Source organism: uncultured Paraglaciecola sp., from assembly GCF_937123705.1.
Lineage (GTDB): Bacteria > Pseudomonadota > Gammaproteobacteria > Enterobacterales > Alteromonadaceae > Paraglaciecola.
The window spans coordinates 17,352-41,978 of record NZ_CAKZKO010000177.1 but is presented as its reverse complement, the minus strand read 5'-3'; the positions used below and the strand labels follow the sequence as shown (position 1 = coordinate 41,978).

Sequence of the window (24,627 nt, the reverse complement as noted above, 5' to 3'; positions counted from 1 at the left end):
GTTTTTTAGTAGGGGCTGGGTTAGCGGTAGCCGGTGCCACATTGCAGAATGTAACCCGCAATGGCTTGGCCGATCCCTACTTGTTTGGGATTGTGTCAGGTGCCGGACTCGGGGCTAGTTTGGCGACATTATTATTTGATAGCAATTTGGCCGAACAAATTGGTCTGATGCAACTGTTCCCAAATGTTTCTTTTTCATTGGCGCTACCTGTTGCCGCGTTTTTAGGCGCGCTGTTCTCAGTAGTATTGGTGCAGATATTGGCGACAAAAACATTTGGTAGCAAAGCCGAACACATGTTATTGGCGGGCATTGCAGTGTCTTTTATGCTCAGCGCTTTAAGTCATTTTATTTTGTTCTTAGGCGAGCCATTCGCAGCAAATAAAGTGATTTTTTGGTTGATGGGTAGCCTTGCCAGAGTCGAAATGTGGTATGCCTGGGTGATATTGCCGGTGATAACGATAAGCGTAGTCATTTTACTGCTTTACGGTCCTCATATGGATGCATTATTACTTGGAGATGACAACGCTAAAACACTTGGCGTAAATGTAACTCGTTTACGGTATTTGTCCTTAGCAATTTGTGCGGCTCTTACCGCTTGCATTGTGGCCTATTGCGGTGGTATTGGCTTTGTGGGTTTGATGATCCCTCATATGGTACGGGCGTATTTAGGGGTCACAAGCCGAGTAATCACAATCGGATGTGTGCTACTCGGTGGCTGTTTTATGGTGTGGGTGGATGTGATAGCTCGCGTTGCAATAGACAGTCAAGAAATCCCTATCGGCATTATTACCGCTGCATTGGGTAGCGTATTCTTTTTAGTGGCAATGAACCAAAGACGCCTTTGATAAAAACGCAGGAATCAAAAATGACAGATACAGAAAATAAAGCGAAACATAAAGCGCGCATGCAACAACAAAAGGCCAAAGTCGATGAACGCATCAAAGCCGCCACCCAAGATAAAGGTTTGTTGTTAGTGGTCACTGGCAATGGCAAGGGCAAGTCCACCTCTGGTTTTGGCACTGTGGCGCGCGCTGTAGGCCATGGATTAACGGCCGCAGTGGTGCAATACGTAAAAGGCGGCTGGGAGTGCGGCGAACGTAATTTACTCGAGAAAAACGGGGTGAATTTTCATGTAATGGGCACAGGTTTCACATGGGAAACCCAAGACCAAGAGACCGACAAAAAGGCCGCCATAGCTGCATGGTCGCATAGTAAGTCCTTACTTAATGATCCAAGTATCGATCTGGTGTTACTCGACGAAATCACCTATATGCTGAGTTACAAATACCTCGACTTAGACGAGGTCATAGGCGCACTCACTGCAAGGCCTAAAGATCAACATGTGATAATTACTGGCCGTGCCTGTCATCGCGCCATCATGGATATGGCTGATACGGTAAGCGAAGTGAGGTCAGTTAAACATGCTTTCGACAACGGCATTCAAGCGCAACAAGGCATAGATTGGTGAGAATACTGCAACTTAGGCTTTTGCTCCTATTGCTGATTAATATCAGTTGGGTGAATAACACCGCTGCAAGCGAAACTCATGAAACCCACAGACAAAAATTGCGGATAATTGCCTTAGCACCTCATATTGTTGAATCTCTTTATGCAATTGGCGCAGGAGATCAAATCATTGCGACTACGGCTCATTCTGACTACCCCGCAGCCGCAAAAGACCTATTGGTTGTTGGCAATTACGCAAGGTTACAAATCGAAAAAATTCTGCAACTTAAACCAGATATAATCGTTGCATGGAAAACGGGCAACCCAGCCGATGACCTTGCAAGACTTGAAAAGTATCAACTCAAAGTGGTGTATTCCAATCCTCAAAACCTAGAAGATGTCGCCACAGAATTACAAATGCTAGGAAAACTAACGGGCAGAAGCCAGCAAGCAAACACCTTAGCAGAGCAATATTTAGCTAAGCTTGCCTTTATGCAACAACACTACGCAAACCAACAGAAAATAAAGGTGTTTTATGAGTTATGGTCGCGCCCTATTCGCACCGTAGCGCAAAATTCATGGCCACAGCAACAGATTGAATTGTGTGGTGGAATAAACCCTTTTGCAGATGCAAAAGACGATTACCCAAATGTGGGACTAGAGCAAGTACTAGTCACGTTACCGCAAGTAGTGATCCAACCAAGCAAAAGCACAAAGGGCGACCCTGACAGTTTACCTTGGTCACAATGGCCTCACATTCCGGCAGTAAAGAACAACTTCATCCTGCATCCCGATGCCGACAAAGTGCATCGCATGACTACCCGAATGCTGGACGAAATAAAAATATTGTGTGACCAAGTAAATGTTGCTCGACAGTTTTATCAGCAACAAAATTGATTGCATAATCGCTTATATCGGCTAGGGGCAAAAACCCTGAAAAATTAAGTTTATTAGTATTATTCCTTTGCCTAAATAATGCTTATGATTTGCAGGCACTGTTTTTAAACCGAATAAAAATCGGAAAATATACCCAATCCTCGAAGTAGATTTAAGGCAAAAGGCATAATGCAAGATCGTAATATCAAGGTTAAACAACAAATTATAGAGGCCATAGAGTCTGATTCATTACCCACTGTCAATTCTTCATTCACTCCCACAAATGTGGGCTTGTCGAATACCCAATTAATCGATTTATTTGAATCACAAGTGATGAGTCGCCACCTCGACTTTCAATCACGGGTGATGCAAAAACAAGGTCAGAGTTTTTATACTATTGGCAGTGCCGGCCACGAGGGTAACGCTGCATGTGCTCTGGCTTTTCGTCCCAATGATATGGCTTTTTTACACTATCGAAGTGGCGCTTTTGTGATCCAGCGTTCGAAGCAAGTGCCAGATCAAAACCCTTTGTACGATATGTTGTTGAGCTTTGCGGCATCGTCGGAAGATCCTATTTCTGGCGGCAGGCATAAGGTATTAGGCAGTAAAACCCTATTTATTCCTCCGCAAACCAGCACTATTGCCTCGCACTTACCCAAGGCAGTTGGCACAGCTTTTAGCATTAGTTTATCGCGCAAAGTAAAAGTCGATAATGTGTTAGAAAAAGACGGCGTAGTGATGTGCAATTTTGGCGATGCCTCGTCGAATCATTCCACCGCACAAGGTGCCATTAATGCGGCTGCATGGGCTGCATTTCAGTCAGTGCCCATGCCAATTGTGTTTATCTGTGAAGACAACGGTATTGGGATCTCCACTGCCACCCCAAAAGGCTGGGTGCAGGCCAATTTTGAACACCGTGCAGGGATCCATTATATCCAATGCGACGGATTAGATTTACTCGACACTTATCACAAAACCCAACAAGCGGTAGATATTGCCAGAATACAGCGTAAACCGGTGTTTTTACATATGCGCACTGTGCGTTTATTGGGTCATGCGGGGTCAGATTCTGAATTTACTTATCGCAGCAAAGCCTACATTGAAGACACCGAAGCTCATGATCCATTACTGTTTAGCGCGGCAATATTGTTAAAACATAACTGCATGTCAGGCTCACAAATAATTGATTTATATAATGAAGTAGCTCAAAACATTGAATCTATCAGCCAACAGGTGATCACTAAGCCCAAATTAACCAGCGCGGCGAAAATCAAACAAAGTATTGTGCCACCTAAGGTAAACAAGGTTTATCAAAATAAAGTATCCAAGGCTGAACGAGAATCACTATTTAGTCATGAAAAACACAACCTACCTAAGAAACAACACCTCGCCAAATTAATAAATTGGGCCATGATCGACTTAATGGCCGAACAGCAAAATATCGTGATGTGTGGTGAAGATATTGGCAAAAAAGGCGGGGTTTACAATGTTACCAGTAAGTTATCAGACAAGTTTGGCCCGCAGCGGATCATCAATACTTTATTAGATGAACAATCCATTTTAGGAATGGCCATAGGCTTAGCCCACAATGGCTTTTTGCCTATGCCAGAAATTCAATTTTTGGCTTATGTGCATAATGCCGAAGATCAAATTCGCGGCGAAGCAGCAACCCTACCTTTTTTCTCAAACGGTCAATTCACTAACCCTATGGTGATCCGTATTGCAGGTTTGGCTTATCAAAAAGGCTTTGGCGGGCATTTTCATAACGATAACTCTTTTGCGGTATTTCGTGATATTCCGGGGTTAATTATTGCGTGTCCATCAAATGGTGCCGATGCCGTAGACATGCTCCGTGAATCGGTGCGTTTAGCCCAAGAAGAACAGCGAGTAGTGATTTTTATCGAGCCTATTGCGCTCTATATGAAAAAAGATCTACACCAAGAAGGTGACACCCTTTGGTCATTTGATTATCAGCCGCCCAGTACCGCCAACCCTATTAAACTAGGGCAATTAGGAAGTTATGGCCAAGGCAAAGATATATGTATGGTCAGCTACGGCAATGGTTATTATTTAAGTCGCCAAGCCGAAAAAATACTCGCTGATGCGGGAATTAACTGCACAGTCATTGACTTACGTTGGCTTGCCCCACTAGACGAAGCCGCCATAATCAAAGCGGTAGGGGATATTAAACAGGTATTAATAGTGGACGAATGCCGCCAAACAGGCTCCATTAGCGAGGCGTTGCTTACTTTAATGATGGAGCACGACCCAGACTATCTGAACCGAAAAATCGAGCGTATTACCGCTCACGACAGCTTTATCCCCCTCGGGACTGCGAGTTATCAAGTGTTGCCCTCGTGCGAACTTATAGTCGAACAGGCTAAAAACATGCTAAATAACCCGAACTCGGGATAAATACCGAATAGTTTTCTGCAAGAAAACTTACTGTTTGCTCATTAAGCCAGCATTGTCCATCCACTCGGCTAGAGAGGCAAACCAATCATATGAATTATTTAGGCCAAAGCCGTGTCCACCATCAGGTAATAACAAAAGCTGAGTTGGGACTTGATGCTGATGCAACGCTTGGTAATAACGTATTGAGTTGGCAACTGGCACAAGTTTATCGTCACCTGCATGTACAATAAAGGCTTGAGGAGACTTAGAGGTAACCTGTAATTCTGTTGAAAAGTAGCGAATCGATTCAGGCGTCGGATTAGCCCCAATTAGATTTTGGCGCGAGCCTTTATGGGTAATTTCCTGATCAAAACTAATCACCGGATACACTAAGATTTGAAAATCAGGCCGCAGATTTTTGCCTTTCATCGCTGGATCCACGGCCTGATTAAAATGCACCGCAGCTGATGCAGCCAAATGCCCACCAGCTGAAAAACCAAGCACCCCTATTTTACTGGTGTTAAGTCCCCACTGCTGGCTATTACTACGCACTAAATTAATGGCTTGTTGCACATCTTGTAATGGACCAATACTTTTGTTCACCATGGTTTTATCCATTGGAATACGATATTTCAACACAAAAGCTGTGACACCTATTTGATTAAGCCGCTTGGCGACTTGAATTCCCTCCCAGTCGATAGATAAGCCTTTATAACCGCCACCTGGAAGGATGATTACCGCCGAATCTGTGGCTGAGTCTGCCCTAGGGAAGTACCCCCTTATCTTTGGAAAAGTTACATCTTCGATAAACCTATTGGGATCATCTAGGTTATTGATAAACTCTAAGTCTTCGGTAACTAATGCACCTGAGATCTGCTTGGCATACAAAGGCAACTGGCGTTCTTTCGCTCGTAATTGTTCTGAAAATTGATAGTCCGCGCCGCAGCTCGATAAAAGCGCGATAAATAACCACATATACCTTCGAAATATCACTGACACACTCCTAAAAATAGCTTCGCCGTTAGAATACCAAAGCTGGCTAATGACTGCTTTAGAGAATGATTATACCAATTCATCCTAACAATTAGTCACTCAGAGAACACCAGCGACTTTCAATCGAGGCGTAGTCCTGCAGGAATGGCCGCCCCCTTTCAAAGGGCTAGAACGAAGAGTGAAAGTCGCTGGTGTTCTCCCTTTGGGCGAGGTTTAAAAGCACCTACTCTGCGTTGCCCGAACTTACAATAGAATAACTATTCCTTCATTCGAGCGCCTTGATTAGGTGCTTTTAAATCTCGCTGAGTGATCAATTGTTAGGATGAATTGGTATTAGATGCCTCAGGCAGTAAATGTAATATTCACCGCAACCAATTTAGTACTAAAAGTCAGCTATTTCTTGACACATACCAAAGACACACGTACAAAATTGATTTAAGACAAATTGTCTTAAATCATAGTGAACCCTTTTTTAGTGAAGGAAAACAACAAAAATAATGCTCAACTTCAAGATAATAGGTTTTTTAATATTTTGGGGGCTTAGCAGTGATGTCACTGCGGAGCAGATTACCTTGTATGCGGAAGATAACTTCTATCCCTTTTCTACCCAAACCGGCGATGGACTTTCCAATCGATTAGTCGCCGCCGCATACCAATCCATGGATATTGACGTTCAATATGAAGTCATGCCTTTTGCTCGCTTAATGCGCACGCTTGATCAAGGTAAAGGTTTGGGCGGGCTTAATTCCAAGCTTAACGATGAGAATTACCCCCATTTACTTTATGGCAAACAACCTATTTATGTGGGTGCATTACAGTTTTATTATCACAAAGATAGTCCTGTTTCTGTCACGCAGATAAGCGATATCAATAATCCACTATTAGTATTAGGCCAAGTTAATGGGTATTACTATCCACCCATAATGAAAGAATCCAACAGCCACAAGCAGCAAGTCCAGTCTGATCAACACCTAATTAGAATGATGTTACTTGGACGAGTAAATGCAGGTTTAATGATGGAAAAAGTAGTCGAATACCACAGCTCAAAATTAAACATTGACCAAGGATTATTGATCAAAGCCAAAGATATAAAGCCTTACCCCATACAAAACGCTGTTGTGTTTAATCCCTCGCATCCGAAAGCCAAATACTACTGCGAAATGCTCGATCTTGGTTTACAAAAAATCAAACAATCTGGCGTTTATCAAGAGATAGTTAATCAACCTATTAGCCAGTATTAGTAGCAACCCACCCTAACAACACCATCAATTCTTAGGTTAGACTGGTTTAAAATATCTGAATGTGTCTTCTTTAGCGGATTCCGAAGCATCTTGCAGCAGCGCAATAAGTAAAAGAAAACCACTAAGTTTAGAATTCATATCCACTCATACTGACAATCCAGCACCCGTCGGTATGGAGACTTAGATTTAATCTTATACCAGCATATTCAGAGCACTAAGGCGATTCGGTCATAACAAAACAAGATGTTATACCAATCCATCCTAACAATTGATCACTCAGCGAGATTTAAAAGCACCTAATCAAGGCGCTCGAATGAAAGTCGCTGGTGTTCTCTGAGTGACTAATTGTTAGGATGAATTGGTATTAAATTGGCCTAAATCCTTGCTGCATTGACTTTAATCTGAAACATCCTCAAACTTGCGCCCAATAATTATTCAGGTGATTCTGCACTTAGTTGCAATTTCATTAGATTTAACCATAAGGGTAGTGGGATCTTGTTAAAAAAATCAATATTAATAAACTGGGTAGTGCTTTGTTTTTCGGCTAGTTTTTCTGTTTCCACTGCTGCCGAAGTGTTTTGGCAAGACTTTAGTGTCTCTTATCTAAATGGCGGCGATTATAAGGTTGATCATAAAGATCAACAAATCCTTACCTTCGAACATGTGGCCGGCACTAGCTGGGGTGATAGTTTTATGTTTCTCGATCACTTGCGTGGCGACGACGGTAGCCGTTCAAACTATGCCGAGTGGTCACCCAGAATCAGTTTATGCAAAGTGGCCGAATATTGCGTGTCTAATGGCTTAATTAAAGATGTGTTAGTCTCAACAACTGTCGAAATGTCTAGCGGCGCCACAAACTTTTTGTACGGTGTAGGACTCGACTTGAATGTGCCGCAATTTCAATTTTTGCAGCTTAACTTCTTAAGACGTCAAAATGACAGTGTTAAAAACAACTGGCAGCTGACGACCGCTTGGGCCCTGCCTTTTAAAATGGCCGAACAGGACTTTACCTATGATGGTTTTATCGACTGGTTTAACAGCACTGATGATCAAAGCAGCAGTATGAATTTCACGTCACAATTAAAATGGTCAATGGGTAAAGCGTTAGGTTTGTCGAACAAACTGTATCTAGGTGTGGAATATGTGTATTGGTTAAATAAATACGGAATCGAAGACAGCCCTGAATTCGAAACCGATGAGTCTAACCTTAACCTTATTGTTAAATGGCATTTTTAAGAAAATGTTGGCGGTGTAAAAACCGCCAATGACCTGTTATAACTCATGAGCCAAGCCCCAGCATAGACTAGTCGAAGTCGTACTTTTTTCTTAATTCCATATAGTCATTTGACGCCAAAAATTTGATTAATTCAGCATTAAATAAGCTGACGTTTTGCTTATCTTTAAAAGCCATTGAATAGGCAGTTACGGGAAATATAGGGTGTATTTTCACCTTATCAATTTGGCCTGCCCAATCAGACTGCTTCAACATAGCGTAAAAAATCATTTTATCCATCACCAGAACATCCGTTCGTTTTCTAAATAACATGCCAGGCTGTTTTGATTGATCGCCCATTTGCGCATACATAGGGCTAGACATTGCGGCCTTTAAAAACGCTTGCCCTAAAACTTTATCTGCAAGTTGAAAACTCACCATACTATAGCCTGCTAGATCGGCAACTTTCTCTATTTTTAGGTTGTTTTCTGCTAACGAAATCGCCACATTTTGGTAATTAATGTAAGGCAAGGTTAAAACAGAAGTATCAGTGAATACTTTTTGGCTAGCGGTCATAATGGCATCTATGCCTTGCACCTCAAACATTTTTGCGGTCCGACCATAATTTTCATAATGAATCTCAGCCGATTTCCCCATACCTTGAATAACAGCTTGAACGAGTTCAATTTCAAACCCGCTATTTTCTTTTTGCAAAATATAAGGGGGCTTGTCAACGCTTGAGACGATTGTAAGTGTCTGCTGTGCTTGGATTGAAAAAGAAAGCAATAACAGCCAAACAATACGATTTATAACAACCATTATATTGGGTTCCAATTTATATCTAGCTTTAGCTTCAGAGACACGCTCAAAAGCCCCCTACTAATCAAACTTGTGTTAATAATATCAACAATATACAGCTTAGGCTTACGACGTAACAGCCATTACTTATAGAGTAATACATCATACCGATATTTTTAGACATAGCTTAGAACAACTCATTGCATTGACATCATTGGCGAACATCCGCAAACTTGCGACGTAAATTGCTCAGGTGCTCTGTTCAATCGGATATTTATCCCATTGGACAATAAGAGATAATCGGGAAGTTAGTGCAAGATTCTAACGCTGCCCCCGCAACGGTGATACTGAATATCAGTTAAGCCCGGAGACCGGCCTGTCAATAACATGAATTTAGTGCGGTGGGCGCTAGGAATTGTATTGAGACATTGACTCTTAGGTGCCTTGGCATGTAGATAATGTTTCGTCATTCCTGCTGTCCTCGTTTTTGAGGCAACAATGCTTTTTCATAAACGCTTTATATTTTTACTCACATATTTATTTTACCCAACTGGGGTAGACGCCAGCGAGCCTGCAGATGAGTCGATAGAAGTGCTGACGGTATATGAGCAAAAATCGCAGTTGTCTAGCAGTTATCAGCTATTATCCCGCCAAGATTTTGTTCACTCTGCACAAACCCTAGCGGATATTCTACAAGCCGTGAATGGTCTACAAATTCGTCAAATCGGCGGTTTGGGTAATCCGGTGTCGGTCTCAATCCGTGGTTCAAGTAGTAAACAAGTGCAGTTATATATTGACGGTCAGTTGGTTAACGAAAGTCAGTTTGGAGGCTTTGATCTAAACCAAATTCCCACAGAACAAATCCAAAGCATAGAAATCAGCAAAAATCAGGCCTTGGGATCAGGCTCGACGCCCATTGGTGGCGTGATCAGAATAAACACCTACAACCCCAGTCAAGACCAGTTAAAACTCAGCCTTGCGCTGGGTTCATTTAACCACCAAGAAGTTAATGTTGTGTATAACAAAGCATTCGCAGCAAATAATCTGGCTTTGGGCGGCAGTTACTTAACAACCGATAATAATTACGACTACCTTGTGCCGCAAAGTTTTACTAACAGCAACCAGTCCAGCACTGAGCCATTAAGCAATAACCAATTTGAGAAAAAGAACGTTTATCTGAATAATCAGCTGTTTTTAGAACATCACAAAATTCGTATTACTGCTCAATATAATCAGCAACAAAAAGCCCTACCTAATTACCAAAATAATACCCCAGAAAATAGCGCTAGCCTCGCATCTGATACCTGGCGAGTGGGTTATCGCCACAGTATTGACAGCGAACTCACATGGCTAGACAACCTTGAATTTGAGCTGTACCAAGAAGATAAGTCAGAACAATATTTGGATATTCTTGCCGACATAAAACGTCTAGATGCCCACTACGACACCACTAAAACCCATGCAGCGCTTAATACATCGCTAGTATTTGATTCGCAGTATGGTGATGTAGCGGTGAGTCCATCTTTAGAGTGGAACAAACAACAATTTGCGTCACTTAGCTTTGATAGAAACGGCCCAATTGTTTGCAATGGTATTAGTCGCTGCGATGTCGTTGCCCAGCAAGTCCAAGTACTGATTGGTTCGCGATTGCAATGGCAGCAAAATGACGGACCATTTTCGGCTTATTCTTTTGTAACCCAGCTACAAGAAAAGAATGAAAACAGCCCAGTCAATCAAGCAGACGCACCTGCATTTTATAACAAACACACTCACCACACCCAAGAGCTAGGCGTGGTGTACCAAGGGCAATATGTAAAAACCGAATTGATTGCCAGCAAGGGCGTACGTACTCCTACCTTATTTGAGTTATTTGGCGACAGAGGTTTGTTTAAAGGCAGCAGTGAGTTATTACCTGAACAAGCTAAAACCCTCAGTGTAGGTACTGTTTATCATAATAAATTCGCAGAAATGGACTATTCCATCAACGCCACGGTTTATCAGCAACAATCAGACAATGCCATAGTCGCCATTTTTAATAGTAGCGGCGTAGGCGCCTATAAAAATGTTAGCGATGCCAAGCTACTAGGCTTTGAATTTGAGACAAAAGTCGCGGTAACGCCCAAGCTAAATTTTACGTTACAAAGTAATATTATCGATAGCCAAACCCGCTCAGATATTAAATCTTTCAACGATAAAAAGTTACCCGGCATTTATCACCAGCAATATAGCTTGTCGGCCCATTACCAGATTAACCCACAATGGAAAGTGCAGCTGCGCAGCGCATTAGACAAGAACTTATATTTTAACCGCGCTAATATTTTTGCATCTACCAATGGCCAAGCAGGTAAACCCGCCCAACGGCGCTTAATAGATATTAAGCTCGGCTACACAAGCGGAATATATGGCTTCAACTTAAGTGTAAACAACCTCTTTGACCAACAATATCAAGATTTAGCGAACCGCCCCGCTCAAGGGCGAAACATTCAATTTAAACTATCAATACAAGGCATTTAAATGTTCACAACCTTCAGAAAAAACGCGCTGTCACTAAGCCTAATTAGCACCTTATCTCTGCTGAGCGGCTGTGGCGGTGATGACAACCAAGCACCGGCCTTATCGGGAAACGTATCGGTGACTGTCGCTGAAAATACCACCCTCCTTGGTCAATATACTGCAACAGACGACGGTGAAGCATTAACGTACAGCATTGCAGGGCAAGACCAACAACTTTTTGTCATTGACAATAGCGGTGCAGTGGCATTTATAAACGCTCCTGATTTTGACAATGGCGATACCGGGCCATACACCATAACGGTGACAGTAACAGATGCAGAAGGTTTGACGGACTCAGTCGATGTTACAGTGAATGTGGGCGATGAGTTAGATACCCCTGCATTGGCCGTGGTACAAACCTTAGCCGCCGATTTTTCAAGCTCTCAAGTGGCCTATTTAGATGCCGCCTCACAAACTGTAGATGATGGCTATTATGCCAAAACTCAGTCTGATTACAGCGTGAATGTATTTGCAAACACTGTGTTTCACATTGGCCGCTTTTTCATCGATACCATCAGTCAATATTTATCAGATGATGCCACCACTCAAGTGTGGTCTTATTCGACCCAAGATGATGGAGACTCCACCAGCCGTAACCCCTACACGCTAGTTTCACTCAGCGCAGAAAAAGCCTATTTGCTTCGTTATGGTTCAGACAAAATTTGGGTCGTGAACCCTCAAGCCGCAAATTTTGAAGATTTTAAAATAGGCGAATTAGATTTATCCCCTTATGTACCTGCAAACAACTCAGCCAATACCCCTAGCCCTGCGGCGGCGGTGATTAATAATGGTAAACTTTTTGTGGTGATGCAGCGTTTAGACGATGCCTACAACAGCTCTAACCCCGTTTATTTGGCGGTATTTGACACTGCAACTGATAGCGAAATAGAGACCAACGCAGATACAACAGATGATCTGATGGGAATTCCGTTAATGGGGCTAAATCCTCTAGAGCACAGCGTCAGAGCGTTAGCAGACAAAGTGTATATCACCAGCCGCAATTCATATTCAGCCATAACAGTAGAACAAAGCATGATAGAAGCAGTAGATAGCCATAACTACACTGTAAGTACAGTATTAAGTGCAGCCGATATTACGGATAACAGCACCCAGTATATTCAATCTGCCGCTTTTGTTTCTGCCGAGAAAGCATACTTTTATGCCAACGCAACATTTTTTGACCCGTACCGCGAAGCTTCTACCCTTTATCAATTCAATCCTACAACAGGTGAAATAAGTGATGAAGCTGTACTTGATACCGATAGCATAAGCTTTATCGATGTTGATGCTGCTGGATTTTTGTGGGTCAGTGTGACTGAAGATGCGGCACCGGGTGTGGAAATTTTGGATACAGAGACGAATACACCTGTAGTGACGCGTCTAGAAACTCAGCTAAATCCAAGTGTCATTCGTTTTATTGGACAATAACCCTAAAAAAGTGTCTGCTAACTTGCTAATATAGTTAATCTAACTGAATTCAAATATTTGGCCCTGTAAAATAACAGGGCCTTTTTACATCTAACCTAGGTTAAATGACAATCAAATAGTAGGCACAGTGCATGCGCTAGCCAAACTATACAAATTCGTGAGTTTATTAATGACGTCATCCAAACATCCCCTTCCTTGTTATCAAAATTTCGTAAATGGGCAGTATTTAGCTAACCAAAACGGTGAAACCTTTGATGTTATCAACCCTGCAACGGGTCAGGTTATTTACCAAGTTGAAGTGGCAGATGATTCAGTCAAGCAGGCGGCCCTAAAAAGTGCCCAACAAGGTTTTGCAATTTGGGCAAAAATGAGTGGCATTGAACGCAGCCGTATTTTATTAAAAGCGGTAGCCCTGCTGCGTGAACGTAATGACGAACTCGCCAAAATTGAAGTATTAGACACTGGCAAACCTTGGCAAGAAGCCAGCGTAGTGGACATAGTATCGGGCGCCGATGCTATCGAATTTTTTGCAGGCCTTGCCCCCGCAATCGAAGGCAATCAGCAGCAAGTAGGTGAAGATTTTTATTACACCCGCCCCGAACCGCTGGGCGTATGTGCCGGCATAGGCGCGTGGAATTACCCGCTACAAATAGCCTGCTGGAAAGCCGCGCCCGCCCTTGCGTGTGGTAATGCCATGATATTTAAACCTTCTGAAGAAACGCCTTTAGGCGCGTTAAAGCTGGCTGAAATACTCTTTGAAGCCGGTCTTCCTGCTGGTGTATTTAACGTTATTCAAGGTGATGGTGCTGTAGGCGCCTGGCTCAGTCATCATGAAGATATTGCCAAGGTCTCTTTTACCGGCGAAGTAGGCACAGGTAAAAAAGTCATGGCCGCAGCAGCGGGTTCACTTAAAGAAGTGACTATGGAATTGGGCGGTAAATCGCCTCTGATTATCTTTGATGATGCCGACATCGATAACGCCGTATCTGCCGCTATGCTTGGTAATTTTTATACTCAGGGTGAAATTTGCACCAACGCCACCCGCGTATTTGTGCAAAAAGACATTTACCCTGCATTTATTGAAAAATTACATAGCCGAATCAAAGCCAATATCATCGCTGGCGATCCTATGCACCCAGACACCAACTTTGGCGCGTTAATTTCGAAGAAACATCAAGAGTTAGTGCTTGGCTACATAGAAAAAGGCCAAACCGAAGGCGCCACTTTGTTATGTGGCGGTATAGCATTACAACCCAAAGACGCGCCAGACGGCTACTTTGTTGCGCCCACTGTGTTCACCGATTGCACAGACAATATGAGCATTTGCCGCGAAGAAATATTTGGCCCGGTGATGGCGGTGCTCACCTTTGAAAATGAGGACGAAGTGGTGGCTCGCGCCAACAACACTCACCTTGGCTTAGCCGCTGGAGTATTTACCCAAGACATCACCCGCGCCCACCGCGTTATTCATCAAATGCAGGCTGGCATATGCTGGATCAACAGTTATGGTTTATCGCCCGTAGAAATGCCAGTGGGCGGTTATAAACAATCGGGCATAGGTCGCGAAAACGGTTTAGCCACACTGAAACAATACACTCAGTTAAAGTCGGTGTACGTGGGATTAACGCCTTTAGATAGCCCTTTTTAGAGTCATATTATGAATATTCAAGCAGCATACGATTACATCATCATAGGCGCAGGCTCAGCAGGTTGTGTACTGGCCAACCGCTTATCAGAAGACCCATCTGTGTCGGTTTTACTGCTCGAAACAGGTGGCAGTGATAAAAGTATTTTTATCCAAATGCCCACGGCTTTGTCTATCCCTATGAACACCAAAAAATACGCTTGGCAGTTTGAAACTCAGCCTGAACCTTATTTAAATAACCGCCAAATGCACTGCCCCAGAGGTAAAGTGCTAGGTGGATCGTCTTCCATCAACGGCATGGTGTACGTGCGTGGTCATGCCAAAGACTTTGATGAATGGCAACAAAGCGGTGCAACCGATTGGGATTACGCCCATTGCCTACCTTATTTTAAAAAGGCCGAAACTTGGGCCTTTGGCGGTGATGACTATCGTGGAGATACTGGCCCACTTGGGGTCAACAACGGCAATAATATGCAAAACCCACTTTACAAAGCTTTTGTGGATGCCGGTGTCGATGCCGGATACTTTGCCACCGATGATTACAACGGCCAGCAGCAAGAAGGGTTTGGTGCTATGCATATGACAGTCAAAAATGGCCGCCGTGCATCTACCTCAAACGCATACTTACGCCCTGCCATGCAGCGAAATAACTTAACTGTGGTAACCCATGCGTTAGTGCATAAAGTGCTGCTTGAAGACAAAACCGCTGTGGGTGTGCGCTTTAAGCGTAAAAATAAGTTGCACGATGTAAAAGTAAATAAAGAAGTGATTTTAAGCGCCGGCTCCATTGGCTCACCGCACTTGCTGCAACTTTCTGGCATTGGCAATAAAGAGGTTCTAGAGTCAGCTGGCATTGAATGTAAACATGAATTAAATGGTGTGGGTGAAAATCTACAAGACCATTTAGAATTTTATTTTCAGTTCAAATGTACCCAACCTATTACCATCAATGGCAAGTTAGATTGGTGGAGTAAACTGAATATAGGGGTGCGCTGGATCTTAAAGAAAGACGGCTTAGGTTCAACCAATCATTTTGAATCTTGCGGGTTTATTCGCTCCAAAGCGGGGGTTGAATGGCCTGACTTACAATATCACTTTTTACCCGCCGCCATGCGTTACGATGGTAAAGAAGCCTTTGCAGGACATGGTTTTCAGGTGCATATTGGTCACAACAAACCTAAGAGCCGAGGCAGCGTTAAACTCGTATCTTCCAAGCCAGAAGTGGCACCCGAGATCACCTTTAACTATTTGCAACATCAAGATGATATTCAGGGCTTTAGAGACTGCGTAAGGTTAACCCGCGAAATCATCAACCAACCGGCTTTAGATGAATACCGAGGTGAAGAAATCCAACCCGGCACGCATATTCAAAACAATGACGAAATCGATGCTTTTGTACGCGAGTCAGTAGAAAGTGCCTATCACCCTAGTTGTTCGTGTAAGATGGGGACGGATGAATTGTCTGTGGTTGACCCACAAACAAAAGTACAAGGTATTCAAGGTTTACGCGTTGTGGACTCGTCGATTTTTCCGACTATCCCAAATGGTAACTTAAATGCCCCAACTATCATGCTAGCTGAACGCGCCGCCGACTTAATAAAAGGCCATGCCTTGCCACCCGAAACAGTGCCAGTCACTGGGGATCAACAATGGCAAACACAACAACGAGCCGGTCAAGCTAAACGCTAGAAACGATTAAACAATAACAAAGGAGCAATCATCACATATTTCTCTGATGAAGGTTTTAAGGTACTGCTATGACACTTTGGTTATCAGCAGGTATTCTATTCACATTTTTTTGCATCGCTTGCATCTTAGTTAAGTGGGGAAATGTGCGCTGTATTGGCGTCACCCCTGTGAGCACATTCACTTTTATCGCTATCTTGTTTACCTCTGGATTAGACGTGGGGCTGATCATGTTCCCGCTAACCGAGTTTGCAGGCTACGCCGATATTGCCACCAGCCCGGAGTATGCATTTACTAACCCACTGGCAATTGAATTTGGTTATTGGGCGTTTTTGATCTGGGGATTCTATTTTTTAACCTGCTTTTATTTTTGTATTATCGAGCCCAAAGTACAGTTTTTCTCCATTCCTATTATTAAGTTTATCAACAACTTAGTGATCATCGGCACCTGTGCATTTACCGCCTATTTATTACTAAAAAACTTGCCTTGGTATATTCCGCAACTCGCCGACGAAGGCGCGCTGACCTCTAGCTTTTATTTGATAGTGTTAGTAGTTATTTCTGCTGCTATCTATTCGAGCACTCACCTGCGATATTTGCGGCTACTTAGCTTGTCTAGCACCTGGTTATTTTTTGCTTTGATAGGCTTAGTGTGGATATCTTCCATGTTTTCTGAAAAGGGCAATCCTAGTGAATTTTTACAAACGTTCGCTTTGTTAAATGGCTACTTTGCCAATATTCATCAGTTTGTTTTACCCTTAAACGACTACCATGAGTTCTACCTATACTGGTGGTTTGCATGGAGTATTATGATTGGCCAATTTACCGCACGATTTGTGGGCGGGTTACGCACCTATCAAGTATTTTTGGCGATGCTAGTGTTCCCATCTATTCCCATTGCGGTTTGGTTTGTAGGCTTATACTACACCCACCTTAACGGGATAAGCATTGCCCCTTGGCTAAATGGTTTAATGGTGACTGTGGGCATATTGTTTGTGGTGAATTCATTGGACTCATTGATAAGGCTGTACACCGACAACTTAAATCTTACCGTCAACCGTATGGGTATCACGCCCTACTTTGTGGGAAACCTGGTGATCTTAAGTGGCCTTATTTTATTGTTCACCCTAGATTTTTTACAGATCCAATGGGTAGGCGCGGTAGTGATTGGATTGATGTTTAGCTGTTTGGCATATATTTGTGTTAAACACTTCAGCACGTTAAGGCAAATCAACAGCAGCCCCAAAGAAAACATTCAGAGCTTTGAGGCTAGTTAACCTCTTTACTGCCAATAGGTATCAGCAAAAAAGTAAAGCGTCATGCCGCAACTAATAAGAATAACAAAGATTCTTAGGTGTTGCGGCGATAGGTTTTTTGATACATGGGCGGCAATATAACCACCAAGCAAGGTCCCCATCATAACGGCTAGGCCTTGTGTCCACGCAATCATGCCGTCGTGGATAAATATCGCTATGGCAATAAGCGACACAGCCGTCGAAATAAGTAATTTTAAGCCGTTCATGGCATTGATATTGGTATATCCCGCCAGCGCAAGGTAACTAAGGGTGATAATGCCTAGACCCGCGTTAAAAAAACCGCCATAAATGCAAATACTCAATAACAACAACAGTAACAACACCACTCCTAAACGCTTGGCATGGCGGCGGCGTGCGGTTAGCCTAGTGAGCGAAGTATTGATTTTTTCGCCTGCTATGAATAACAGGGTAGCAAACAGCAATAACCAAGGTATGGCCTCTCGAAACTTCGATTCGGGTGTGTGGATCAACAGCCAAGCCCCTAAAATTCCCCCTAAAAGGCTAACCAAAATAATCAAAGGTAGCGTTTTTTTGTGTGCCGCCAGCTCTTCTTTAAAGGCGTAAGTGCCACTGAGGTAACCCGCACAAGAGGCAAAAGTGTTAGTCGCATTAGCACTGAGTGGCGTAACACCCACCGCCAGCAGTGCTGGGAAAGTAATAAAACTGCCGCCACCGGCTACCGAGTTCAGCACTCCACCCAACAGCCCAGCACTAAAAAGTAACATCCATTCAAACACTGTTTTTAACCTGTCATTATTACCCTTTCTTAAGGTAATCCTACCCTTTGGAATTCTACAAACCAACGCCTATTTTATGGCGCTGTATTATCATCGAAGTACTATCTCAAAATTTAACTTTTCATTAACCTTTTCAAACAATTAGTCTGCGCGCAATGGAAAAAATAGACTTAATGCGCTGCCAAAAAAAGGCTACAATAGACAGATCACCTTTTTGTACCTTCTTTTGGAGAAATCATGGATAAAAACACCGAATCACGTAACAGTGTGAGCTCTCGCTCAACGACTCAAAAAGCACTGCGGCTTAACCTTGATGAAAAGAAGTACGGCACTATTGTAGAAATTGGCGCTGGCCAAGAAGTCGCTAGGCAATTTTTCTTAGCGGGCGCGGCAGCAGGCACCATAGCCAAAACGATGTCGGCTTACGACATGAAGTTTTCAGATGCTATTTATGGCGTACAAGAAGACCGTCGCTATGTGAGTAAAGCACGGGTAAAAGCCATGATGGATCAGGAATTTGATCTAGTAGTAGACAGAGTAGGAGATACTCGTTCTAAGTCGTCTCGATATTTTGCCTATGCAGCCACAGTAGCGGCTAAAAGCTTTAACCGCAAAAACGAATGCCATGCATGGTGTGGCATAAGAGTGCAAATGTACCCTGGCGCCAAGCCGTCGAATATTACTGTTCATGTGAGAATGTTAGACGACAATGCCGAAGCGCAGCAACAAGCCTTAGGTGTATTGGGTGTTAACCTCATTTATGCGGCTTATCATTATTTTGAAAACCCTAAGCAAATCATTGATTCACTTACCGATGGCATGAAAGCCAATCGTATTGAGATTGATTCAATAGAATTTGAAGGCCCCTACTTTGAAGATGCCGACAACAGAGTAAAAAATATCCACCTTATCCGTAGCTGGAAAACTCGCGCCATTATGTTTAAACCTGATGGCTCTGTAGGTGTACCAGCCGAGATGTTGTACAAAAAGAACATCCTCACCATTCGCGGCTCATTTAAACCCGTGACTAAACTCAATGTGGATATGATAGAACAAGGGCAAAACTCTTTTTCAGCCTTGCCTGGAGTCGATCCTGAAAACACCATAGCCATAGCTGAAATATCACTCAATGATGCTCACGGTAACGATGCCAAAGTGCCAGAAAGCGATATAGTTGCTCGGGTACAACTGCTTAATTCTCTTGGCTACAATGTGATGGTGTCGGATTACACCCGATACTTTTCACTTCGAGCCTACTTCCGTCAGTTTACTCAATTACAAATTGGTATTGTGTTGGGCATGGTTAACCTGAGACAAATTTTTGATGAAAACTTTTACCGCGGCGTAGAAGGAGGAATTTTAGAAGGCTTTGGTAAATTGTTTCCCGACAACACGCGATTATTTATTTATCCAGAAATGGACGAAGATGGCAAACTAACGGAATTTACCGATGTAAAAGTGCCCGAACACTTACGCTTCTTGTACCGCCACTTGTTAGAAAACGGCTTTTTACATGGCATAGAATGTAGTGATCCTTTGCTATTTAATATCTACTCACGCAAGCTACTAAAACAACTGGCAAGCGGCAAAGGTGACTGGCAACAAAGTCTCCCCGAAGGCATAGCTGATGAAATTATAAAAAATAAATTTTTTGGTTATCGCGGCTAATATTCACTCATTTAGTTGAATTTAAAAGGGCATAAAACCTTGAGTTTTGTGCCCTTTTTTTCAGCTACAGATATATTTAAAGTGTGAAGCTAGACAAGCTATTTGAGTCAATCTAAGTTCTGAACGAATAACCAACCACATGTCACAAAAATGTCACCTTAAGTACGTTTTTATGTCATTTAGTCATGTAAAAGTACTCGCCTAAAAAATTTACCATTCAATAAAGACGAGAACATATGATCCATACACATCCTTTAAAGTTTTCTACATTGGCAATATTAATTAGTGCTGCTTTTTCTTCTCATGCTGAAGAGGCATCGAATGAAACCGAGAGCATTACTATCACCGCACAAAAACGAGTGCAGTCAATTCAGGACGTTCCCATTACCGTGAGTGCTATCAACTCAGATACCCTTGAAGATTTAGGTATTGAGCAATTTGACCAATTATCTGATTTTATTCCTGGGCTTATAGTGCAACAGCAAAGCATTAATAATAATGGCTATGTGATTCGCGGGATCACCTCTGATGATGGTTCAACCAATGCAGCGGCGAGAGTATCAGTGTACTTAAATGGCACAGACGTTTCACGCTCCCGTGGATCCTATTTTGAAACCTATGATATGGAGCGTATCGAGGTGGTTAAGGGGCCGCAAGCGACCTTATTTGGCACTGCCGCTTCAATAGGAGCTATGAGTTTTATTACCGCTAAGCCCGAGCAAGAATTTTCTGGCAAAGTGAAGCTGGCAGCGGGTAATTATGGCCTACTTCACACCGAAGCTATGATAACGGGTGGTAGTGAAATGCTGCAAGGTCGTTTTGCCCTAGTCAAAAAAGAGCGAGATGGCTATGTTAAAAACAATGCAGAACATGATCTTAACGGTTTTGATCGTTTTGCCTATCGTGCCAGTTTACGGTTTACACCTAATGAAGACCTGAGCCTAGACTTAATTTATAACCATGATGAAGCTAAAGATCCGGGTACTGCATTTGCAAGTTCGGCCGTGGTTTCTAGCGATGATGGAAAATTTAGCGTACCCGACACCAATAACTTGGGCATGCCTGATTTGGGCGTTGACCGTAAAGTCAGTGATTTAAACGCCTCACTAAGCTGGGATATGAATGACACCTTTAGTTTAACCTACATAGGTGCATACCGAGATTATGATTCATTAGAAGCTTTCGATGCAGACGGTACTGAATACGAATTTTTAAACTTTGCCGAAGAAGCCTACGGCGATCAACAATCCCATGAAGTCCGCCTCAACTTTTCGCAAGAGAAGTTAAATGGATTTGTCGGTGCCAGTTATTTTTCTGAAGATGGCACGCAAAATGTCCCTTTTACCACCGAAGAAGGCTTGTTTTTAAGCTGTACTGGTAATTTATTATCATTAGGTATTGATGGCTGTAATGTACAAAGCACAACGCTATTGACCCAAGGCCAAGCCACGTCTTTACCTTATCAAGGCATGTATATTACCAACACAGCAAACAATAGCAGCGCCAGTATCTATGCCGATATATCCTACGCTACCACCAAAAATCTAGAATTAACCGCTGGTGTACGAGTTGTTGATGAATCTCGTAAGGCTACAGCCGTGCAGGATCTTCCGATTTCTTCGTTAGTCTCTATGACAGTTGGTCAGTCGGTAAATATTCTGGCTGGCTCGGTAGCTGGAAATGGTATTGTCTTCTCCGGTGAAGAAGATGACTCTGTAGTGTTACCTCGTTTTAATGCGCTTTACACTATTAATGACAAATTAAACGCCTATGCAACCATATCTAAAGGGCAACGCTCACAAATCGTTGATATGACCAGCGGCGCAAAAAATGTGATACCGGCCGAAAAAATTAACAACTACGAAGCGGGCCTTAAAGGGGCCGACAATGATACTGGGCTACGTTACTCAGCTTCTGTCTTTTATCAAGACTATCAAAATTTTCAGGTCACCATATTTGATGGTGAAACAGGATTAGCTGAAACCACCAATGCCGGTGCGGCCAATAATATTGGCATGGAAGCTGAGCTAACCTGGGATATGACTGATGATTTGACCATAATGGCGAATATTGCACTCATTGATGCGGGTATCGACGACCAAGACTCTAACGGCCAATATGCCGGGAATCAGTTCCGCCTACAGCCTGAAACTTCAGGAGCAATCAGTTATATCTACAAAACAGAATTAGATGGCAACCTTAATTTCTTTAGCTCGGGTAGTTTTACTTATCGATCATCTGTGTTCTTTGACATTGCCAATAACTATCAAGAAGAAGCCGTTGAACTGGTAAACCTACGACTAGGTGTCGCCGCTCCAGACGATAGCTGGGATGTGACGTTGTCGGCGACTAACCTACTAGACAAAGATTACATAATGGATGCGGGTAACACAGGTTCATCTTTCGGGTACGCATCTTATATCCAAGGTGCACCGCGTATGCTTAGCCTTAGTTTTACCAAAAGGTTTGGGCTGTATTAAATAAGCGTAAAAAAAGCCCTGCTGTTATAGGCAACCCAGTGACTTTTTTAAGGGAGTTGCTAGCTTCGAGTTTCGAACTGCTAGCTAAAAGATAAAGTCACTGGGTCCCCGCATACGCGAGGACGACTTCCCCCGAGAAAACAACCAATGTCGTTCCCGAATGCTGTTATCGGGAACCCAGTGACTTTTTTACGAGAGTTGCTAGCTTCGAATTTCGAGCTGCGAGCTAAAAAAGTCACTGGGTCCCCGCATACGCGAGGACGACTTCCCCCAAGAAAACAACCAATGTCGTTCCCGAATGCTGTTATCGGGAACCCAGTGACTTTTTTACGAGAGTTGCTAGCTTCGAGTTTCGAGCTGCGAGCTAAAAGATAAAGTCACTGGGTCCCCGCAGGGGCGAGGTCGCCCTAGCCCCATCACCCTTATCGGTTAAATTCAGCTTGATGTGTATTGGCAATAGCAAAATCTTCCTTAAGAATAGTATCCACAAAATACCAATTGGCTTGTACCTTGTCAGGGTTAACGGTTAGGGTTAAGTAGCCCCTTTGATGTAAATTACAGTATTGTAGATCGTCGATAAGCAAAGATAGTGCCTTGGAAAGCTCATCAGCTTGTTGTGTGTTGAGTTTGAGGTATTTTTCCATGCCGGGGGAGCTGACACCTGGCGTAGCAAACTCAACGCCCACAGATTTACCTTGATGATCCTTAAGTTGGCCTTGCCAGGCATTGTGGGTATCACCGGCCACCACTAGTAGTTTTTTATTAAGCTTATTGACGACTGCGTAGAGTTTTTCCCTTTCCATTGGGTAACCGTCCCACGCATCCAAATTGTAGGGCATCACAGTTTGGACTCTAGCCAATTGCTGCTCGGTTAACACTTTGCCTTGTAATAACGCTCTCTTAATTTGTGCAAGCTCAGCAATAACAGGTGCAAACTTAGTGCGGTCACTGGACGCGAATATTTCAGCAGGAAAATGCATTTTAGTCATTAATACTTGCTGCCCTAACAACTGCCATTTAGCGTTTGATTGCTCGATGCTCTTGGCCAACCAATTAAATTGTTGTTGCCCAATTAACGCCCTATCTGGGGCTGAAATATCTTTTTTAAACTGCGCACCATTAAAACCATCAGCGCTTTGATAGGCTTTATATTCGAGTTGCTTATCACGGGCAATCACGCGTGTATCTAACATATGTAGGCTTAATAAATCCCCAAAATCAAAGCTACGATAAATTTGTGGGTGCCCGTCGCCCATAGGTGGTCGAATAGGTAACCACTCATAGTAGGCTTGCACCGCGGCGGCCCTGCGCTTGAAAAAATCACCTTCATCTGGCGTGTGGTTTTGCGCCCCTTCTCGCCAAGTATCGTTGCACACTTCATGATCGTCCCACACCACAATAAATGGTTGGGCGGCATGTAATGCCAATAAGCCCTTATCGGTGCGATAGGTGGCATAGCGTTTTCTATAGTCGGCTAAATTGAGGATTTCGGTTTGATTGTCTGGGGCTAATTCACGCCCGATTTTTTTAGCCTTACTTGTGGCGTAACCGCCCATTGGGTATTCGTAAATGTAATCTCCCAAATGTAACACCACATCAATATCACTGCGTTTTGATGCATCCATATAAGCATTAAAATATCCGGCGGGATAATTAGAACAAGAAAACACCGCGAATTTTAGCTGTGACACTTCACCAACAGGTAAGGTTTTTGTGTGCCCCACTACACTTTGATTCTCTGCGCTAATAAAACGGTAATAATAAGACGTGGCTGGGGCTAACCCTGTTACATCTAACTTAAGGGTAAAATCTTTGCTGGCATCAGTAGTGAGTGATCCGGAGCGAATGACTTGCTTAAACTCATTATCAAGCGATACCTCATACGCCACTGTTACCTGACTTTGTGGGCTGACTGGCAGCGCCCTAGACCACAAAATCACACTGCTAGCCAGTGGATCACCACTGGCTACACCATGAGTAAAAGTAGCAGAACTTAAAGCGGGCTTAGAAAAACTAGCGCACCCCGTTAACTGAGTAGAAACGACAAGGCTACCCGAGGTTGTAGCCGCTATACGTAAAAAATCACGACGCGTAAATGTAGACACAAAATACCTTCTATAGTGGTTAAGTTTCGTTATTTATACTAACGGACT

General features: G+C 43.1%; 17 protein-coding genes and 1 riboswitch. Of the genes, 13 read left to right on the top strand and 4 right to left on the bottom strand.

The window, feature by feature from the left end; all coding sequences use genetic code 11:
• The 4 genes from Q0688_RS22710 to Q0688_RS22695 all read left to right on the top strand — a co-directional run.
• On the top strand, positions 1-845 hold an 845-nt coding region (locus Q0688_RS22710; RefSeq protein ID WP_299082738.1), incomplete at its 5' end, for an iron ABC transporter permease.
• A 20-nt stretch (positions 846-865) separates the two neighbouring features.
• Positions 866-1,468 carry a cob(I)yrinic acid a,c-diamide adenosyltransferase gene (cobO, locus tag Q0688_RS22705; protein ID WP_299082736.1) on the top strand — a complete coding sequence of 201 codons (603 nt, stop codon included), beginning with the start codon at positions 866-868 and terminating at the stop codon, positions 1,466-1,468.
• A 29-nt stretch (positions 1,469-1,497) separates the two neighbouring features.
• Entirely contained in the window at positions 1,498-2,343 is an 846-nt protein-coding gene (locus Q0688_RS22700) for a cobalamin-binding protein (RefSeq protein ID WP_367179829.1), read from the top strand.
• 168 nt (positions 2,344-2,511) lie between these two features.
• A complete protein-coding gene (locus tag Q0688_RS22695) occupies positions 2,512-4,737 on the top strand; it encodes an alpha-ketoacid dehydrogenase subunit alpha/beta (protein WP_299082734.1) in 2,226 nt (741 codons plus the stop codon).
• Positions 4,738-4,764: 27 nt separating this feature from the next.
• Here the strand turns inward: Q0688_RS22695 and Q0688_RS22690 are convergent, their stop codons facing one another.
• Positions 4,765-5,709 (bottom strand): alpha/beta hydrolase, encoded by a 945-nt coding sequence (locus Q0688_RS22690; RefSeq protein WP_299082732.1) that lies wholly within the window; start codon positions 5,707-5,709, stop codon positions 4,765-4,767.
• Between the two features lie 497 nt (positions 5,710-6,206).
• Here Q0688_RS22690 and Q0688_RS22685 point away from each other — a divergent pair, with 497 nt between their 5' ends.
• Together Q0688_RS22685 and Q0688_RS22680 are read left to right on the top strand one after the other, a co-directional pair.
• Positions 6,207-6,950, top strand: coding sequence for an ABC transporter substrate-binding protein (locus Q0688_RS22685; RefSeq protein ID WP_299082730.1), 744 nt, complete (start codon positions 6,207-6,209; stop codon positions 6,948-6,950).
• 495 nt (positions 6,951-7,445) lie between these two features.
• Complete coding sequence (locus tag Q0688_RS22680) at positions 7,446-8,186, top strand: DUF5020 family protein (RefSeq protein WP_299082728.1); 741 nt, start codon at positions 7,446-7,448, stop codon at positions 8,184-8,186.
• A gap of 67 nt (positions 8,187-8,253) precedes the next feature.
• Here the strand turns inward: Q0688_RS22680 and Q0688_RS22675 are convergent, their stop codons facing one another.
• Positions 8,254-8,982: an ABC transporter substrate-binding protein gene (locus Q0688_RS22675; RefSeq protein WP_299082726.1), complete on the bottom strand. Its 729-nt coding sequence runs from the start codon at positions 8,980-8,982 to the stop codon at positions 8,254-8,256.
• Positions 8,983-9,195: 213 nt separating this feature from the next.
• A riboswitch (cobalamin riboswitch) is annotated at positions 9,196-9,356 on the top strand.
• 103 nt (positions 9,357-9,459) lie between these two features.
• Between Q0688_RS22675 and Q0688_RS22670 the strand changes: the two genes are divergently transcribed.
• From Q0688_RS22670 to Q0688_RS22650, 5 genes are all read left to right on the top strand, one after another.
• Entirely contained in the window at positions 9,460-11,475 is a 2,016-nt protein-coding gene (locus Q0688_RS22670; protein ID WP_299082724.1) for a TonB-dependent siderophore receptor, read from the top strand.
• Complete coding sequence (locus Q0688_RS22665; protein WP_299082722.1) at positions 11,476-12,942, top strand: cadherin repeat domain-containing protein; 1,467 nt, start codon at positions 11,476-11,478, stop codon at positions 12,940-12,942.
• A gap of 169 nt (positions 12,943-13,111) precedes the next feature.
• On the top strand, positions 13,112-14,590 hold the full coding sequence (gene betB / locus Q0688_RS22660) for a betaine-aldehyde dehydrogenase (protein ID WP_299082720.1): 1,479 nt from the start codon (positions 13,112-13,114) through the stop codon (positions 14,588-14,590).
• A 9-nt stretch (positions 14,591-14,599) separates the two neighbouring features.
• Positions 14,600-16,276, top strand: coding sequence for a choline dehydrogenase (gene betA, locus Q0688_RS22655; RefSeq protein WP_299082718.1), 1,677 nt, complete (start codon positions 14,600-14,602; stop codon positions 16,274-16,276).
• 68 nt (positions 16,277-16,344) lie between these two features.
• Positions 16,345-17,550: a BCCT family transporter gene (locus tag Q0688_RS22650; RefSeq protein WP_299082716.1), complete on the top strand. Its 1,206-nt coding sequence runs from the start codon at positions 16,345-16,347 to the stop codon at positions 17,548-17,550.
• Between the two features lie 5 nt (positions 17,551-17,555).
• On the opposite strand, the gene Q0688_RS22645 is transcribed toward Q0688_RS22650, so the two are convergent.
• Entirely contained in the window at positions 17,556-18,326 is a 771-nt protein-coding gene (locus Q0688_RS22645) for a sulfite exporter TauE/SafE family protein (protein ID WP_299082714.1), read from the bottom strand.
• A gap of 237 nt (positions 18,327-18,563) precedes the next feature.
• Here Q0688_RS22645 and Q0688_RS22640 point away from each other — a divergent pair, with 237 nt between their 5' ends.
• Together Q0688_RS22640 and Q0688_RS22635 are read left to right on the top strand one after the other, a co-directional pair.
• Positions 18,564-19,994, top strand: coding sequence for a TonB-dependent receptor (locus tag Q0688_RS22640; protein ID WP_299082712.1), 1,431 nt, complete (start codon positions 18,564-18,566; stop codon positions 19,992-19,994).
• A gap of 236 nt (positions 19,995-20,230) precedes the next feature.
• On the top strand, positions 20,231-22,474 hold the full coding sequence (locus tag Q0688_RS22635) for a TonB-dependent receptor (protein WP_299082710.1): 2,244 nt from the start codon (positions 20,231-20,233) through the stop codon (positions 22,472-22,474).
• Positions 22,475-22,896: 422 nt separating this feature from the next.
• Here the strand turns inward: Q0688_RS22635 and Q0688_RS22630 are convergent, their stop codons facing one another.
• Positions 22,897-24,579 carry an alkaline phosphatase D family protein gene (locus tag Q0688_RS22630; protein WP_299082708.1) on the bottom strand — a complete coding sequence of 561 codons (1,683 nt, stop codon included), beginning with the start codon at positions 24,577-24,579 and terminating at the stop codon, positions 22,897-22,899.
• Positions 24,580-24,627 lie beyond the last annotated feature (48 nt).